Here is a 17,351-nt window from a genome sequence, read left to right as displayed (position 1 = left end):
GCGACGCCCTGAAGGGGCGCGGATTCACTTTGACAGGTGCCGGATTGACGGGGCGGCGTCGAGACTTGCCGCTGGGCTCTAAAGCGCGTCGCGTTTGAACGGATTCATGCGACGCGCTTTAAGTTCTTGTCTGATGCATGTCGTCGTCGCGCGAGACCGCTGCGCACCCTCGGTTCGAGCCGGAGGGCATGCTTTTGCGCGACATGCATTAGCTCGACGCCACCGCGAGGAGGACAGGATGTCAGCGCGGCGCCTGACTTGCGCGCTTCCGGTAACGCCGAGCCGAAACAGTACGAACACGTGTCATCAACACGCCAAGGACGGAAGAATTGGTGCTTTTGAGTGTCTGCGTCAGGTCTTCCAGTTGATCAAGCGACGTCACGCCCCACTGCGCCACCACAATCACGCCATCAAGAAGCGGGCAGAGAGCAAGGCCTTCGGCTCCTGAACTAAACGGCGGGAGTTCAACAATGACGATATTGTAACTACCAACTTCGTTCAGCAATTTCTCCATATTATCGGGAACAAGCAAATTCGCCGAATTCGACGCATCGTTCTTCAAGTAATAAAACGATGCCTTTTCAATGTATCGGATTTGCTTGCCGATGTCTTTGGGGCTGCCGGAATCCCGATCGATCATATTGAAATCGGCGGAAAAGAGACGTTCGTTGGCCAGTGCCGACTTATCGTCGGCGTTGATCACGAGGGTCGCTGTGCCCGCTCTCCCACACAGCGCCGCCAGATTGCTTACAATGGTGCTCTTTCCGTCGCCGGGGGACACGGATGTAATTCCGATGCGACGCCGTGAAGGGTTGGCCCCGGCCAGGCCCATGATCGCCTTGACGCTCCTGAGGCTGCCGCTGAATGAAGAGTCCGGGTTCCTGAGCACCTCGTCAAGCCGGCCAAAACCACCCCGCCTGAAGCTGACCGGCGGCAATTCTCCAACACAGGCCAGGCCCAGTTCGCGACGGATCTGACGCGGGGTCCTCACGTTCCGATCGAGCCCGCGTCGCGCCACGGCGAACCCGATGCCAGCTACCATCCCGGCAAGTGTGCCAAAGGCGAGGATCAGCGTCTTGCGCGGCCGACTTGCCGTCTTGGGGCTCGTCGCGGACGTGATGACGCGAGCATTGGCGATCAGATAAGGCTGTTGGTCGACCGAGTTTGTATACGCCGCGAGCAGGCTCTCATACATCTTTCGATAGGTGTCGGCGGTAACCTCCAACTGCTCCAGCGTAATCTGGTGTGTTGGCTGTCCTTCGCTGTGTGCGAGGTCCTGTCCGGCGACGGACGTCTCGTCCTGACCTATGCTGTAGTCGTGTTTTGCGCGAAACTGCTGGGCGACCCGGGTCGCCCGGTTCATCTGATCACCGACCTCCCGCATCCGCCTTTCCAACCATGCGATGCCTTCGCTAGCCGTTGCCGTTGTCGTTTGCACTTGCTCGCGCACGAACGCTTCCGCCGTGGCGTTCGCGATGCGTGCCGCCAATGCCGGATCCTGAGACTGGAATGTGATGTCCATTGCATAGGAGACACCGACACGCTGGATATCCAGGCCATCGCTGAACATCTCCACCGCCTGACGCCGACGCTCGGATTCCAGCTGCGGGCTGTTCGCCTCCATTCGATCCGGCCAGGGAAGCACGCGATGGAAGAAATCCGTCAGCGCAGCATTGCCGGCATGGAGCCCGCCGGCATCGACGATGCTCGTCCAGGCTCTGCGAAACCTCTCGCCTATGGTCGGACCGTCCAGATCTCCGAAAGTTGGATTGTCCATGAGTCCAAGGTCATCGATCACCATCATCGCGATCTTCTGGGAGCGCAGCACTGCAAGTTGGCTCTCGACCTGAGCGGTATCGAGCGACAGGTTCACTTCGGCGGGTTGCTGCTGAAGGTTTTTGGGTATCTTCGGTTCGATTAGGATCTGGGTGCGCGCCGAATAAATCGGATCCGAGGTTGCAAAGTAGAACGTGGCGAAAACGATTCCGGCGACGACGAACGCCAGAATCGAGAAAAGATACTGCCGAGCAAACGAGACGACGTCAGCGAGGCTGATAAAGTCCTGCGGTGCGTCCGCCCCGAGCCATGGCTTGTGAGCAATTGCCGCCGACGGCCGGTCTAGCATGGCTTCAATCCATATCTGCAACAAAAAGAGCGGCGAACTGCAACGGTCGAGCAGCATCGCCACCGATGGGTCCCGGTTCGAGCATGCAGCCGCGCCACTGTTATGATGACAACCGTTTAGCTCGATCGGCCCAACAGGTGGGCGCCAGGAAACATCTCATTGAGCTTGTAAACGACCTCCGTCCTGTTCGTCGCCTTCAGCTTCTTCATGATGTTGCGGATATGGACCTTGACCGTGCTCTCGCGGAGGTTGAGCTCATGAGCGATTATCTTGTTCGCCTTCCCACGCCTGAGAGCCTGGACGACCTCTTCTTGCCGCTCCGTGAACACACTCGCCATGGGCCTTGTCATTTCGACTGACGTGTCGATTGCCTTGTGCTGGGCAAGCACGCTGCTTGCAGGGACAAATGTGCCACCGGCAAGGACAAGATTTACGGCTTCAACACAGATCTCGAACCGGATCGATGAAGGGATGTAGGCTTTTGCGCCATAATTCAACGCCTTGAGAATCTGCTCCAGATCGTCGGTATCGGCCAAAATCACCACCGGAACCGGGTGGGCCTCATTCACAAGATCGGCAATTTCGCTGCCGGTCCTTGCATCTGTCACCTTTCGGCTGCCCACGTTCAGCAGAATGGCCGATATCGACAGTGCATTCTCTTGATGCCGCCACTCTTCGATCGAACCGAACGACAGGATTTCCTTCCCGATGCCATAGGCGGTCAGGCATTGCGCAAGACATTGTCGGTCAAGCACTCGCTCGTCCAGCAGAGCCAGGCAGGATTCGGTCAAGCCGTGTCTATGCAGATGTATTCCATTCCCGGCCTTGCGCGATACGAATTCCAGTGCACCGGGTGATTTGTTATCCAGTTGAATTGTCGGAACCATGAACTTACTCCCCAAACTCTACCCAACGTTTCGAGATCCAGTACGAGATATACTTCAGGCAAATACTATTTCCCGCGAACAGTGTTCTGTTCGCGTCGCCTTCACTATAACTGCGGGATTTCCCAAAGCCCCACCTTGGACAGCACTACCCCGTCACTAATGTTTATAGCCTAAAAGCTGTGCCTTCACTAATTTAGGTTAACAAAACGTAAAAAAATTTTACCCCTTCACTTGGCCGTAGTAATTTGGTCTAGGAGGGGTTAGCCAGAGAACACACCGACCGCGATCTGGACCGCGCGTTGTTTGCCAGGCGCGGGTAGCCCGTCGGTAAAGACAGTCGTCGTCGCCGATAGCCAGTGCGGCTTCAAGGCGCGTCGCGCCGCGTTTGCATCGTGCGCCAAAACAAGTGTCAACCATCGATATACCTGTCGTCGAACTCGGCAAACTTCGTTACGCCCAGCCGATCCAGCACGCGGACATGACCTTGGCGGAACTCCAAAAAACCGCGTTCCCGTAATTCCCGCAGCATTCGATTGACATGGACCGGCGTCAGGCCGAGCGCGTCCGCGAGGTCGTACTGGGTGAGAGGGCATGCAAAGCCAGTGCGGCTGGCAGCGCCGACGCGCTCCAAGCGCGCTCTCAGTTCGAGCAGCAAGTGCGCTGTACGCGCCAGGGCGCTGCGTCGGCCTATATTGGTGAGGTGTTGGGCAACAAGCGCTCGCTGGCGCGCGAGCGTTTCAAGAAAAAGCGAGGCTATGTGTGGCGACTTCGCTGCTCCAAGAGCAAGCGTCTTAGCCGAGGCTTCCAGCACCGCAAGGTCGGTTTGAGCCACAAATGTCTGAAGAGCAGCGCCCGTGTAGGTCTGTGGCAGGACAATGTCGCCCTTCAGGGCAAAGTCCAAAATCTGTCGCTGTCCACCGGCAAGGTCATGAGAAATGCAACCCCAGCCAGACTCGATCATGAAGACGCGATCGCCGTCCTCCCCCTGATTGACGATAGCGGTCTCCGCCGCATATCGCTTCGGCACGAAGCCTAGCGCCTTGATATACGCCTTATCGTCGCTTTTGACTGCGACTGACGTCGGACGGTTTTCATTCTCACTCAATGAAAGGCTTGTAGCATACGTCATTCGAAACCCCGCCAATCCTCCCCTAGATACCTCCCTGGGCAAAAACGTACTCCAGCTTTGACGTGTTGAGTACCCTGCACGGGCTACAACCATTGGGTGATGTTGCACTGCACTCTCACAAAAAAGCAAGGATCACGCCTGGTCGAGCGCAGTACGACCCGAATTCATCATAGAATTCGACCGACTTTCTGCACCATCCATTCGAATGGCATGGCCTCCGGCGGTCCGATGCGATTGGTGGCACCGTGCAACTTTCGAACACGCCACCCTTCCGGATCGCTTACGGCTTTCGGCGTGACTGGCTCGCCCTACCGACAGCAATGCCAGGCATTGCTGCTGACTTGCGGTCGCGCTGACGTTGTCGGGGGCGAACCGGCGGTCGTTCAAAATCGGGCGGAACGTGCCGCTACCCCATCCATGCAACGTTCTGATTTCACTCGCAGATTGCACCTCGGGGTTCCGCCAGATCGAGCAACACCGGGTCACTCAAGTGCAACCGCCGCAGGCCAGATGCGTCACAAAACCGGCAGGTCGCGCTGGGCCCGGTTCGAGATTTCCTCATTGCGGTGACGAGGTTTGAACGGACAAGAGCGTTCGTTCACAGGTTCGGCGACTCGATGAGTAACCTTCGCTGCAGTTCCAGGACCGGAACAGGTCGATTGACAGTCCCTCCTTCGAGCCAAATTGTCTCCGGGTTCAGCCGCGACACAGGCGCGAGGTATACTCCATTCGCGTTAGCTTCGCCCCCCGCTTGCCTCGCAACTGCGAAGAGACCACTCGCCACGTACCCTGAAGAGGGGGTATGTCTGACGCTGCGAGCGGCCGCTTCAACCGCACTGGATTGCTCGGCGCCTTGACATGTTGAGCAGCGTTGCGTCCGATCGTTGCCATTGACGAAGAATGCTACGCGCCGTCTTCAAGGTGACCGCATGGCTGTTGCTCATCGCCTTCTTGGCCGCGACCTCGCAAGGGACAGCTGGTTGAGACGGTGGATGGCCGTGAGGCTCCTACGGCTCCACCCGCTCTGCTCTACTCCTAATTGGTGTCGCCCTCCTAAATGATGCCGTGCTAATGTTCTAGCCGGCTTGGGAGGTTCCAATCGACCTCATTGCGAATGTTTTCGCCGGCACGTGGTCTGCCGGGGTGCTTGCCGCCATCTGGTATGTCTGGAGGCGGCCCTCGCTGCCCGTTGCCGAAAACAAGCAGGACCGCGATTTGCGGGAATGGCTGGACGGGCAGATGTAGAGGGCGCTTGTGCCGGGGCGAAGCAGCGCCCGACCCTGGTCGAAACGATACGGGCCGTCCCGGCGCCCGCGAAGAGCGCGCCCAACCCGGTGTTCGGCGAGGTCGTGCCGCAGCACGGCGCGAAGACCGGCCGTCTGCGCGGGAACCCCAAGCGGCGTTAGGCATCGCCACCGCCAGCCGCTGGGGCTTTTTGGCTGGGCTACCGGCTCGCCGAGCGCGAAAGAGCAGCCTCTGCTTGATCGGCACTGCTCAGGAATTCGTCGCGTTCGGCTATCCACAGATCCGCATAGTCGACATTCTGCCACTCGGCAAACCACGGACCGCCACTTGTATAGTGGACCGCCTTGGGTGTGCCATGCGCCGGCTTTTCGTTCCAACCTTCAAGCCAGTTCCACTCTACCGGCAGCGAGCCCAGATCCTCATCGGCGACCCACTGCATTCGGTGGAGGTAGGCGCCGCTTTCGCGGTTCACGACCTCCGGCGTAAGCGATTTAACCGCAGGATGCGCGCAATTGAACAGCATCAGCGAGGACCAGTTTTTTCGAGGGTAGGATGTCTGGACAACGCCATCCATCTTGGTGGTGGCCTTCGGCGTGTAGTCGTGCTGGACACAATAGACCGCCTTGTTCGACTTCGTGTATTCCAGCAGACCTGCAACGTCACCGAGCCACAGGAAGTCGCAATCGCAGAACAAAGCCCAGCCCGTATAGTCGGCGAGAAAAGGCGTGAGAAACCGCGTATAAGTGAACTCTGTTGACGCGAGCGGATCTTTCTCCCTCCAATACAGTTCACGGGCACGCAGCTCGTCCTGCTTGATTGGAATGACGGAGACGGGCACCGAAGCGTTTTTGAGCAAAGAGTGCCGCGCCACGTCGTAGGCGATCGGCTCACGGCTGTCCCATCCAACGAATACCCTAAACGCATCAGTCATATTCAGTACCTTGGCTCCAATTTCAAAACGGGCACACACTAACTGTCTGGCAACAACTCGGCAACAATGGCGCGGAAATTAGCCAGGGCGATTTCTGAAACCCGCGGATTTGCCGTTCACCCCGGCCCGGCTTTCCTCGGCGCACCTCGACTTGCCACCCAACGCGACAAGCGCCCATTTCTGATAGGTGTAGCCGGCCGAATAAGCGGCGACCATCGCACCGGTCGAACCGTCCAGAAACCCCAGCCTGAAGACATAGCTGTTCATATAAGCCCAGACCGAGCGCAAAACCGCCTTGCTGATCGAGCTTTTTTTCCCCTCGGCAAGCATCCGCGCGGCGGACGCTTGCGCGTATCTGCCGATCTTGTCATGCGCGTCCGCCAGGTCGGCGATGGAGTCATGCTCCAGGGGATGGGACAATCGCGAGACCTTGCCATTCACCACCACCTTCTCATGCACGGTGTCGTTGCTGAAGCGGCCGGACTGGCGACGGAAAAGCCTAAGCACCAGATCGGGCGACCAGCCGCCATGGCGGACAATGCGCCCACAAAAACGCGATCGTCTTGGTATTTCGAAGCCGTCACAGCCTTTCGGGTTGGCGATTGCGGCCCTGATTTCCGCGGCCAGCGGCGGCTCGACCCATTCGTCGGCATCGAGCGAAAGGACCCAATCGCCTGTCGCCGCGGCGAGGGCGCGGTTTTTTTGCGCGCCGAAACCCGGCCAATCGAGGGTGATCAGCACCTTGGCCCCGAGCCCGCTGGCGATGTCCCTGGTCTGATCAGTACTGTTATTGTCGAGGACGACGATTTCGTCGGCAAAAAGTACCGAGCGAAGGCAACGTGCAATGCACGCTTCCTCATTGCGGCTGATTATGACGACTGAGAGCGCCGGCACGGTCAGACGGTTCCGGCATCAAAACTGCGACTGTTGTTCAAATGAAACTGTCCCCCGGCCGGTTGGCACTCCGGTGATCCTAACGGATTCAAAAAATATGTCGAAAATTATTTCAGGTCGAGATTTTCGTACAGCGCTATCATTCTCCTGATCATGACGTTGAAATCGTAGTGTTCGGCTGCCGCCCTGACCCTGGCCGCAGTCTCGGGCCGTGACGACAGCAGCAAGGCGCGGGCAAGCCCGGCGGCGAGGTCGTTTACGCTGGCTGCGTCGCAAACAAGCGTCGGCTCGAAGCGATCGACAAGCTCGCGCGCCCCACACCCGGTGCTGACGACGGCGGGCAATCCGCTGGCCATGGCTTCGATCACCACTGTGCCGAATGGATCATAGATGGAAGGCAGCACCGCAATGTCGGCGGCGCCGTACCATGGCAGCGTATCTTTTTGCGGCCCCAGCATGCGGAGCCTTGCACTAAGACCAAGCCTGTCACCGGCCCGCTGGAACGTATCGGCGCGCGAATCGTGGCCAATGACCCATAACTCCGGCTCACCATCGAGCATTGCGACAGACTTCATCAAGGCAAGAAGTCCTTTTCGCGCAAAACCCGAGCCAACGAAGAGAACGACCGGCCTGTCATCGTTGACGCCAAGCCGTGAGCGGACCACGGCCCGATGCTGTTGGCGCAACTTAGGGTTGAAGCGCTCCAGGTCGACGCCGTTGGGAATATGGTGCACGCGTTCGGCCGGATAGTCGTAGTGACGGACAATGTCCTGCGCCACCATTTTCGAAATGGCAATCACCGCTTTAAGCCGTGGGCTGCCATAGGTCGCGCGCTCGAGGCGCAGCGTCTGGCGGTGAAACGGGCTCAGCGCCATCGCTGCCGTGCCAAGCCGCGTCTCGAAACGCCGTCGCTCGGCAAGATAGGCGGCATGAACGCCTTCCCCGGCCCGGAAGACGTCGCAGCACGGAAGGCGATCGTTGCTCTGCACCAGGGCCGGCGGCATTTCGGCGATCTTGCGGCAGGCGGCTCGAGCAAAGGACGTCGCCCGCAGGGAGCGGGGAAAGCGGCGGCCGGCGCACTGGATGAACTCTATGCCTTCGTGTCGCGGCCAGTCGCCTGACAGCACGGCCACCGGCCGTTGACGCGCGGCGAACGCCGCCATGATGTTTTCCAGCATGATCTCGCCTCCGCCAAAGGGCGCGTAACGCTGGCGCACGAACAGGATAGGCTTCTTCGGGTCAGCTTGATCCCGTTGATCATGCCGTGACAAATCCATGCGACCTCGCTACGCCCTTTTGCACCCCGATCAAGCTTTCGAACTTGGCGGGACTTTGCTCGCAGTCTATTAAGCGTGGCAAGCCGGTCCTGGATAGGGGCGCTGGCGTATAGTTCCGCGTGGTTGCGGCTATGCCACGACGGTAGACTGCTTTCAAGGCGAGGGTTTTTGCCGATGACCACCAGCCATGTCTCGCCCGCCGACAAGACCGTCTCGGGCAAACGCAAAGTCGGCGTGGTCCGCCGCCTGGAGCGCTCGTTGCGACCGGGGCTGCGAAATCTCCGCGGTCTGGTCAAGGAGCCGTTTCTAGCCTGGGCGCATCCGGAAGCTCTGGCTTTCTACCGCAGAGCGATGCAAACCGCTTATCTGCCGGACGACCTGATCGACGTCGTCCCGCAACTCAAGATCCTGTATCTCGCCACGCCGAAGGCGGCGAGCAGCCGCATTCGCAGCAACCTTGCAGCCATGATCGGCAATGACACCGTGTCGGAGTGGCGCAGCGACCAGAACTGGAAGGTGCACAACCGAAAAGCGTCGAGCTTGCAGGCGCCTCGCCATGGCATCGTGCAGTTCCATCGCATGGCCACAAGTCCCGAAGCCTTGCGGTTCACCTTCGTTCGCAATCCCTATACAAGGCTGTTGTCGTGCTGGGCCGACCAATATCGCGACCGCCCCCTTGTGCCTGGCTATGGCAGGGTGGAGGTCTATCTGGCCCATCGCGAAAGGGCGGATCCGTCGCTGCCTGTCGGTGCTGACAAGAGCCTGTCGTTTGCTGATTTCGTCGCCTTTGCCTGCACGACCTCGACATGGCGCATCGACAAGCATTGGCAGAGGCAAAGCGACATCGTCGACCTTCCAGGCGTTGTGTTCGACCTCATCGGCAAAACCGAGACTTTCGCACGAGATTTCGAACGGGTTCTCGATCATGTCGGTGCAAGCGAGGAAATGCGACGCGCGGCGATGCCACCTCTGCACACCTCCTCGCGCCGCAGGCTTGCCGACTATTTCACGCCAGAACTGGCCGATACGATCTACCGCGCCTATGAGCGCGACTTCGATCAGTTTGGCTATCCGCGCGCGCTTCCAGAGTGAACAATCCGCGCGACGGAACCCTCAAACATACCCGAACGCCTGCATCAGCGGTTTGCCGCGTCCCTCGGTAAGCTCCTTCAATTCCATTTGACCCAGTTCGGTCTTCCAGCGGCCGCGGCCATCATAAATTGGCTTGTTGACCTGCTGGTTGCGGAGCGCGGCATGTTGGGGTTGCGCATCGAGTGTGAACCATCGTTGCGGGTTCCGATGATAGTCGAGCAAACTCTGGTCGAACGACAATCCCAGGAAGGTGCAGATCTTTTCGATGGTCGCTTCCGGGTCATTGACAAGATCTTCGTAGCGGTAAATCAGGACGTCCGTGCTGCCGAGCTCGGCAAGCACCATTGTGTTGTCCGAAATCCAGCGATCCAGGCTCTCGGTCGCATCGCCAAGCCGCTTGGTCAGCGAAGCAACGGTATCGCGCCCATCGCGTACCGGCATCACGAACTTCGCGCCCGGCACCAGACGTCGTATCCGGTCGACACGCCTGATATGACGCGGTGTCTTTTCAAGCAGCACCGACTTGCCCGCCCCAATGGCCGCCTGTTTCAGCTTCGAGTAGCGATACAGCGCAAGTGGGGTCCATTTGAAAAACACGTTGGTTTCTTCGAATGGCAAAAAGACATCGGCATGCGAGGCAAGGATCGTCGCTATCAGCGTGGTGCCGCTATGCCCGCATCCGCAGACAAAGCCTTTGCATCGGATCAATTCACACCTGCCCTGTCGTCGGCATGAGATCTGCCATGCCGCTGAAAGGCTTCATCGAGCCATTTCCAGTAGTCGAGCCGGGCAAGCATCATTTGTATCCCGCCGCATATCTTCATAGCGCAGAAAGCGCAATCTTTCGCACGTGACTTGCGCCTGAAATATCAGACACCGCAGTGTCGCGCTAGGAGCCGTTTGCTGCGAGATTTGTCGGGTCGATTTGCGCAATGTCCCTCAGGCTTTTCTGTTCGGCCACGCCCAGATCGTCAAGCACTACTCCGAGAGGATCAGCGATTGTAAATATCGATTAAGGCTTCGGCGATCCGTTGCGAAGCCGGCACCTTTGGATCAATCGACAGATTGGCATTGAGGAAATCCCGGCTTTGCTCAAAATAGGTCGGTCTTGACCTGACCGCAGCGCGGATATCCTCGACGAGGTCATGCTCCGACAATGTTGGTTTGAAGGCGCCCATGGGCCTGTCGAACTCGACCATGGGCGAAACCGGCGGAAACAGCACCACCGGAATGCCGCAGGCGATTGCTTCGTAAACAGTGGTGCTTGGGCGCGTTACGAGCGCCAGAGCGTCCGGGAGCAGCTGTGCGAAATCCAGCGGCGATTTGTTCGGCATGTCGACTTTTGCGAACATCGTGGGGTGGACGCTAACGACATGGGCAAGGCCGAGTTTCGCACATGCGGCTGCCACGGCTTCAATCGCCTGGCGATCTGCGGGGTCCTCGATATTCCCCTTGAAGTTCACCAGCACAAAAAGCCCTTCGTCGTGCCTGGCACCAGCGCTTGCGGCGGCACGCTCAATGACCGGGGAGCCGACAACATATGTCGGCTGTCGCCTTTGCTGCAGCGCCGCTGGTCCCATCGACAGGATGTAGTCAGCTCTCACAAATCGATGCGGCCGCAGCTCTCGCGCACCTCCGATGAGGCCGACCACACGGACCATGCCGAAGTTGATGGAGTCGATGAATCGCCTAAAAAATTGCGGCGCAAAGTCACTTCCAGTCACCAGCATGTCACCGGGCCTGATCATCCGCTCGAGGTCAGCAAAGCCGATATGCGATATTCCTCGGGCGTTGAGTTCAGGTCGCGCTACGCCGCCGCGTTTCAATCCATCGAGATGCGCGAACACGCAGCGGATGCCGCGGTCACCCAGAATTTCTGCCGCGTCAGCCAGCAGCCGAACATTGTTGCGGTTGTGTGGGACGAAGTAGACCGTCCTCGTCGCTGCCCTGCCGCGAGCGTAGATACGCCCGCGCTTGAACAGATTTCCTGGATGCACAAGCCGGTACGCCGCGAGGAGCCGCTGCACAAAGCCATCGCTGACAGGAGAAGACGCCTTGTTTCCCAAACTACTACCCAAAGATATGCATCGCCTCTTGCCCGTGAAAATTTAGAACGGCCGCCCGCCGGTTAGTTTACACTGGTCTCGCCGTCAAGAAGGCGCTTGACTGTCCGCTGGTTGTAACCTGCCTGGGACACTCGCGATGCCTTGGGTGGTGGATTCAAACAGTGCTGATGAGTGAGCCCATGTGGTTTTGTGCGTCTTCCATCACCGCAGCCCAGGGTCGTTCCCGCTTCGAGACCAGCACGGCGGAAGGATAGTAAGGCGTGCGGTCGCCCTCGACCGGCCAGGAACGTTTGAAGCCGTCACCAAGGATGAAGACCGAAGGGATGCCAAGTGCGCCGGCCAGATGCGCCCCGGTGTTGCTGATGGTTACGACGGCGTCCATCGCCGCGACCTGCGCGGCGAAAAGATCCATGTCGATGAGTTGATCCACCAAGACGTCGTGCAAGATGCGCGCGGGATCACCATCGGTCAGGATTTTCAGGTCGGGCTCGATCCGGCCATATTGCAGCGAAACGAACTGCAGGTCCTGTCGACCGAGCAGGCCGCGCCATGCCGTGAGTGGCGGCAGGTCCTTGCCGGGATTGGAGCTGCCCCATGCGACGCCGACCAACGGCCGGCCGTTCCTGCGATAGCGGGCGCGAAGGTCAGCGACCCGCGCCGGGTCCGGCTTCAGCGGGACGAAATGCTCCCGGATCGTGGTCTCATCCGTCTCGAACACGGCGGTCAGATGCTGGACGCCGGCAAAGAGGTGGGCCTCGCCATAGGCTGCCTTGGTCCCCTGACCGACGGCCCGCACATCGGCGGCGGGAAATGTCCGCTGAAACAGCGGCACCAAGCGGTGCTCGACCAGGACGATCAGACGAGCGGCCCGGGCGAGCGCGCGGCCGACGGAACTCGCATGATGGATCGCGGTGGCCAGACCCTGCTTTTCGGTCTCCATCAGATCGACGAGCAGGACCTGGCCCGAGATATCCTGGCCGAGCCATTCGCCGTCGGCGCGGCCCTCGACGATGTGGCGCCGGGCGATCTTGAGTTCGGCCGCCGGGCCGTAGGCGCCCATGCGCATCAGCGCCTTGCTGAGCTCGTCCAGAAGGTGGACCTCGCGCCTCGACTTCGCGATCGATCCCAGCGCCAGGGCTTTCGGCAGCGCCGCCGACCAGTCGCGCGCCTCGATGCTTCGCCTATAATCCGCCATCTGATCGGCAATGTCGCCATCGCGCCAGCGCAGGAAAAGCTGCCGCCGGTGACGACGGAACCAGACCTTGTAATTGTAGCCTGCGAGCGCGACAAAGCGGCGAACCCGGCGAAGCAGTTGACTAGCTTCCATCACCAACTCCACCGATGATTTGCGCAACCCGTCCACCTGCTTCCCGCATCGCGGACGCCCACGCCCGGCCGCCCTTTCGCACCAGTCGAACGCTTGGATATGTGGCGACGGTCTCGCCGAAGGCAGGCCACGACAGCCGAAACCCATCGTCGAGCAGGACGACGGTCGGCACACCGAGCGCTCCCGCCAGATTGGCACCGGTATTGCTGATCGTCACCACCGCGTCGAGGGCGGCGATTTGCGCGGCGAAGCGGTCCATATCCGACAATTGGTCCACGGACGCGTCATGGATGATGCGTCCCGGCGCCCACCGCTCGAATTCGGAGAGCGCCGGCCCGACATCGCCATATTGCATGCTGACGAAATGGCCCGGCAGACCGCCGAGCAGCGCCCGCCAGTCATCCAGAACCGGCAGGTCCTTGCTTTTGTTCAGACTTCCCCAGGCAAAGCCGATCAGGGGCCCCGGGCCATGATCGAGATAGGCGCCGCGCAACTCGGCGACAAGCCGGCGGTCCGGCTCCAACGGAAGGAAGGGCGCACGCGCTGTCGGCTCATCCGGCCAAAAGTGCCTCGCCAGTGTCTCAAAGCAGGCGAAGACATCGGCGTCGACCGCCGCCGCCGCTTCCGCCTCTGGTCTGACATCGAGCGCGGGATATGTTCTGCGATAAAGTGGCGCCAGTCGCGGCTCGATCAGGACGGTGCACCGGTCGGCGGCCGCGATCACCGGGTCAAGCAGCGACGCGAACTGGAGGAAGATTGCGAGATCGCCTTCGCGCCGCTCGACGGCAAGCCTGCGACCCGCAAGATCACTGCCATCCCATTCGGGCCGGCCGGGCACTTGCTTGCTCGACGCAATCAACTGCCAGGCACGATTGCCGCCGCGGAGGCGTCTCAGTCCACGCCCGGCTTTTTTGACAAGCCCGCGATCGCCAAGCTGCTCACCGAGCAGGCCGAGTGCCAGCGCATGTTCCCGGGCCGCCTGCCAGTCACGCCGTTCGACACTCTGCGCCATCAGGCTCGCATGCCGTTTGACGCTTTCGTCAGCATGGCGCGAGGGGCGCTTAAAAAACTTCTTTGCCCGATCGAGAACCTTCTGCAGCCGCTTGCCGTCAACACCTTGCGGGCGCAGGTCGGCGGCTTTTGCCTTTTCAAGGATGGACCGTCTGCTCGGCACAGCGACCCTCAACTATCGCTAGACAGCGTCGAACGCGCCGTCAGAATCGACGAGAGCCGCCGGCCGACGTCGTCGAGCACCACCGGCCACGGACGTCCTTCCTTGCGCATGACGACGGCGGTCGGATACCAGGGCGTTCGATTGCCAGTCACCGGCCACGCTGTTTGAAACTTGTCATCGATCAGGAAAATGGTCGGCCCGCCGAGTGCTCCGGACAGATGGGCCGCCGTATTGCTGATCGTCACCACGGCATCGAGCGCGGCGATCTGCGCGGCGAAACGGTCCATATCAAGCATCTGGTCGACACTGTCATCATAGATAAGCCGTGCGTCATTGCCGTTGCGCAGGCGCCGCAGCGCCGGCTTGATCTGTCCGTATTGGAGGGAAACGAACGTCGCCTGTGTCCGGGCGACGAACCGTGCCCATTCGGGGAAATCAGGGACGTCCTTGGTGTGTGATTTGCTGCCCCAGGACAGACCCACCAGTGGCAGGTCCGTCATCGAGCGATAGCGTTTGCGGAAGATCTCGACGAGTTCAGGATCTGCCCGCAGCGGCACGAAGTCGGCGGCTAGTCTTTCGGCATCGCGGCCGAAAATCCAGGCGAGATTTTCGAAGGTCGCAAATTTGTCACCAACGACATTCTGCTGCGCTGGGACCACGGTCGCGTTGGGGAACGTCCGCTGCACAAGCGATACGAGGCGCGGCTCGACCCTAATCGTCGCACTTTGCGCACATGCAGCGGCGGCGCCGGCCAGTCGCGCATGGCGGATAACCCGGCCAAGACTGCGAGGGTCATCCTCCACAAGATCGATCAGCAGCCTATCCGAACCGAGGTCTTCTCCAGTCCACTCATTGGCACCTTTCCCTTTTCGTTGCCGGCGAGCGGAAAGCCGAAGCTCGGCCGCCCGTGCGAAGTTGCCCAGCCGTTCGAACGCCTGGCCCGCCGTCTGCAACATTTCGGGGTCGCGGGCACGATCGGCCATGATGGCCATTTCATTGGTACTTGCTTCAAGCCCTGTCCAGTCCCGGCGCGCAATCAGCGCGTCGACCTTGGCCTGCTGCTCAAGAACGGAACGAGGCCTGGAGCCGGCAAACAGCGTCCGCACGGCCTTTGTGTACCGGCGCAACTGCAGGCCCAATCCACTAATCACATACCGGATGTAGGAACCGTGGTAAAAACTGGTCATCGGCCTTCAGCGCAATACGCTCTGCCGCAGCGTTTTGCCGCCTTCGACGAGCGGAGCGGACGCCTCCAGATGGAAGATCGAGCGATAGATTTCGCTGCGCCTGGCGAGCTCGTCATGAGTCCCGGAGTCCGCGAGGATGCCAGCGTCAAACACCAGAATACGATCGGCCGCCTTGATCGTTGAAAGCCTGTGCGCAATGCAGATCACCGTACGCTGAAATGCATCGTCGAACGCAGCCTCCATGACCGCCCGTTCGTTTTCGCCGTCGAGCGCGGATGTTGCTTCATCGTAGACAATCACGGGCGCATCCTTGAGCAGGGCGCGCGCGATGGCAACTCGTTGTTTCTGCCCGCCCGACAGATTGGTACCGCCCGGCCCTACCAGGGTGTCGAGCCCGTTTTCAAGGTTCGAAGCAAAACTTGTGACCCGGGCGAGTTCCGCCGCGGAATCGATTTCTTGATCCGTGGCGTTCGGGCGTCCGTCACGAATGTTGTCACGGATAGAACCTTCGAACAGGAAGATATCCTGTGACACCAGTGCGATATTGTCGCGAACGTCAGCCAGGCTGATCTTCGCAATGTCCTTGTCGTCGATGAAGATCCTACCCCTGTCCGGCTCCATCAGGCGCAGGATCAGATTGACGATGGTGGTCTTGCCAGCGCCGGAGCGGCCAACGATCGCCAGCTTCTCACGAGGTCGGACCTCGAAGGAAACACCGTGCAGCGCCGGGCTGTTGCCGCCATAGGAGAAAGCCACATCTTCAAAACGGATACCGCCCTCGGCGCCGGTGAGGTGCTCGCCTGCGGTTGCGAGTTGTCGCTGTTCGGGCGTGTCGATCAAATCATACATCTGCTCGACGGCAACCATTTGCTTCTGAATGTCGACATTGACCCGGGCGAGCCGCTTGGCGGGCTCATAGGCAAGCAGAAAGGCGGTTATGAAGGCCATGAATTCGCCCGGGGTCTTGCCGTTGCCGAGGGTCTGCCAACTGGCATAAATGAGGAAAAGGCCGATGATGAAGCCACCGCCTGTCTCCATCAATGGACTCATCAACGCCGATGTCCGGTTGATCTGGACGCCGCGCCTTTCCATCTTGCGGACAGCCTTAGCGAAGCTGGCGATCGCCTTGTCCTCGAGCTGGAACGATTTGATGGTGCGAATGCCGTCTATGGCTTCCGTGCCGATCGACTGAACCTGTGCCGCCAGCTCTGTCTCGCCCCTTGCCAGCGACTTGATCTTTCGCGTGATCGTGCTCACCGAGAGGAAGATCACCGGCAAAGCAGCCGCCGATACAAGCGACATGGTCGGATCCTGTACGACCATGACGCTTGCCAGTCCGACCAGGGTCAAAACGTCGGAGGCCGTGTTGCTCGTCAGCGTGATGATGACGGACGCACCGGCGCGCGCATTGAACATTATCTTGGAAATGAATTTGGCGGGATGCTGATTGACGAAATGGCCAATGTCGAGGCGCATCACCCGGGAAAACTGCCGGTGTTGGAGGTCCGACACGATGGCCCTGCGGACGTTTCCGGTCGTAATGGTTTGACCGTATGCCGCGATGCCCTTGACAGCGGAAAGTCCAATGATTGCCGCGCTGATACCCCAAACGGCGGCGGCGTTCCTGTCGATATAGACGCTGTTGATCATGTCGCGCATGATCCAGGCAAATCCGGAGGTCGCCGCCGCACCGGCAATCGTGCACAGCAAACCGGCGAGATACAGCTTTATGTGCGGCGGCAGGTTCTCGAGGATCAGGCGCTTGACCAGCGGGTACGCCAAGGCCGCTGAAATTCGTCTCTTTGCGCTCATTCGGTTTCCTGCTGCGATGTGTCGTCGGTGTCAGTTGGCCTTTGCCGATCCATGCGACTTTCGCGACACCGCTCGCACATCTGCTATAAATCTATGTCGGATCGCTTGTCTGTGACTTTGTTCGGACGTGCAGTCAATGCCGAATCCGGATGCCAGCCCGCGTTGACGGGATCGGCGACCATGGGAGCATACACAACTCTCCGGG

Annotated in this window: 13 protein-coding genes; 1 reads left to right on the top strand and 12 read right to left on the bottom strand. The window is 59.9% G+C overall.

The features are described from left to right. Positions 1–241 precede the first annotated feature (241 nt). From AC0L2R_RS13680 to AC0L2R_RS13655, 6 genes are all read right to left on the bottom strand, one after another. Positions 242–2,182, bottom strand: a complete 1,941-nt coding sequence (locus AC0L2R_RS13680; protein ID WP_236473250.1) for a GNVR domain-containing protein — start codon at positions 2,180–2,182, stop codon at positions 242–244. A 59-nt stretch (positions 2,183–2,241) separates the two neighbouring features. After that, positions 2,242–3,012 (bottom strand): response regulator transcription factor, encoded by a 771-nt coding sequence (locus tag AC0L2R_RS13675; RefSeq protein WP_473509512.1) that lies wholly within the window; start codon positions 3,010–3,012, stop codon positions 2,242–2,244. 409 nt (positions 3,013–3,421) lie between these two features. Beyond that, entirely contained in the window at positions 3,422–4,141 is a 720-nt protein-coding gene (locus AC0L2R_RS13670) for a Crp/Fnr family transcriptional regulator (RefSeq protein ID WP_473509511.1), read from the bottom strand. A 1,444-nt stretch (positions 4,142–5,585) separates the two neighbouring features. After that, complete coding sequence (locus AC0L2R_RS13665; RefSeq protein WP_091589996.1) at positions 5,586–6,317, bottom strand: glycosyltransferase; 732 nt, start codon at positions 6,315–6,317, stop codon at positions 5,586–5,588. Between the two features lie 78 nt (positions 6,318–6,395). Then, positions 6,396–7,211, bottom strand: coding sequence for a glycosyltransferase family 2 protein (locus AC0L2R_RS13660; RefSeq protein WP_287341683.1), 816 nt, complete (start codon positions 7,209–7,211; stop codon positions 6,396–6,398). Between the two features lie 107 nt (positions 7,212–7,318). Beyond that, on the bottom strand, positions 7,319–8,488 hold the full coding sequence (locus tag AC0L2R_RS13655; RefSeq protein WP_473509510.1) for a glycosyltransferase family 4 protein: 1,170 nt from the start codon (positions 8,486–8,488) through the stop codon (positions 7,319–7,321). Positions 8,489–8,662: 174 nt separating this feature from the next. On the opposite strand from AC0L2R_RS13655, the gene AC0L2R_RS13650 reads away from it, so the two are divergent. Continuing rightward, positions 8,663–9,580 (top strand): sulfotransferase family protein, encoded by a 918-nt coding sequence (locus AC0L2R_RS13650; RefSeq protein WP_287258369.1) that lies wholly within the window; start codon positions 8,663–8,665, stop codon positions 9,578–9,580. Between the two features lie 21 nt (positions 9,581–9,601). Here AC0L2R_RS13650 and AC0L2R_RS13645 read toward each other — a convergent pair whose 3' ends face one another. The 6 genes from AC0L2R_RS13645 to AC0L2R_RS13620 all read right to left on the bottom strand — a co-directional run bounded on the left by AC0L2R_RS13645 (position 9,602) and on the right by AC0L2R_RS13620 (position 17,146). Next, entirely contained in the window at positions 9,602–10,288 is a 687-nt protein-coding gene (locus AC0L2R_RS13645; RefSeq protein ID WP_473509508.1) for a sulfotransferase family protein, read from the bottom strand. 284 nt (positions 10,289–10,572) lie between these two features. Beyond that, a complete protein-coding gene (locus AC0L2R_RS13640) occupies positions 10,573–11,646 on the bottom strand; it encodes a hypothetical protein (protein ID WP_156942598.1) in 1,074 nt (357 codons plus the stop codon). Positions 11,647–11,800: 154 nt separating this feature from the next. Beyond that, a complete protein-coding gene (locus tag AC0L2R_RS13635; RefSeq protein ID WP_473509506.1) occupies positions 11,801–12,973 on the bottom strand; it encodes a glycosyltransferase family 9 protein in 1,173 nt (390 codons plus the stop codon). Beyond that, entirely contained in the window at positions 12,963–14,147 is a 1,185-nt protein-coding gene (locus tag AC0L2R_RS13630) for a glycosyltransferase family 9 protein (RefSeq protein ID WP_473509505.1), read from the bottom strand. The genes AC0L2R_RS13635 and AC0L2R_RS13630 overlap by 11 nt, the downstream gene beginning before the upstream one ends. 8 nt (positions 14,148–14,155) lie before the next feature. Continuing rightward, positions 14,156–15,334, bottom strand: coding sequence for a hypothetical protein (locus AC0L2R_RS13625; protein ID WP_473509503.1), 1,179 nt, complete (start codon positions 15,332–15,334; stop codon positions 14,156–14,158). Between the two features lie 6 nt (positions 15,335–15,340). Next, positions 15,341–17,146: an ABC transporter ATP-binding protein gene (locus AC0L2R_RS13620; RefSeq protein WP_473509501.1), complete on the bottom strand. Its 1,806-nt coding sequence runs from the start codon at positions 17,144–17,146 to the stop codon at positions 15,341–15,343. Positions 17,147–17,351 lie beyond the last annotated feature (205 nt).

This window comes from Mesorhizobium sp. WSM4820 (assembly GCF_055811075.1).
This window is presented reverse-complemented; position numbering and strand designations above follow the sequence as displayed.

Excerpts from the sequence above, each read along its gene's own strand:
- AC0L2R_RS13680 (WP_236473250.1), bottom strand. The coding sequence starts at position 2,182 with ATGCTGCTCGACCGTTGCAGTTCGCCGCTCTTTTTGTTGCAGATATGG.
- AC0L2R_RS13675 (WP_473509512.1), bottom strand. The coding sequence starts at position 3,012 with ATGGTTCCGACAATTCAACTGGATAACAAATCACCCGGTGCACTGGAA.
- AC0L2R_RS13670 (WP_473509511.1), bottom strand. The coding sequence starts at position 4,141 with ATGACGTATGCTACAAGCCTTTCATTGAGTGAGAATGAAAACCGTCCG.
- AC0L2R_RS13665 (WP_091589996.1), bottom strand. The coding sequence starts at position 6,317 with ATGACTGATGCGTTTAGGGTATTCGTTGGATGGGACAGCCGTGAGCCG.
- AC0L2R_RS13655 (WP_473509510.1), bottom strand. The coding sequence starts at position 8,488 with ATGGATTTGTCACGGCATGATCAACGGGATCAAGCTGACCCGAAGAAG.
- AC0L2R_RS13650 (WP_287258369.1), top strand. The coding sequence starts at position 8,663 with ATGACCACCAGCCATGTCTCGCCCGCCGACAAGACCGTCTCGGGCAAA.
- AC0L2R_RS13635 (WP_473509506.1), bottom strand. The coding sequence starts at position 12,973 with ATGGAAGCTAGTCAACTGCTTCGCCGGGTTCGCCGCTTTGTCGCGCTC.
- AC0L2R_RS13625 (WP_473509503.1), bottom strand. The coding sequence starts at position 15,334 with ATGACCAGTTTTTACCACGGTTCCTACATCCGGTATGTGATTAGTGGA.
- AC0L2R_RS13620 (WP_473509501.1), bottom strand. The coding sequence starts at position 17,146 with ATGAGCGCAAAGAGACGAATTTCAGCGGCCTTGGCGTACCCGCTGGTC.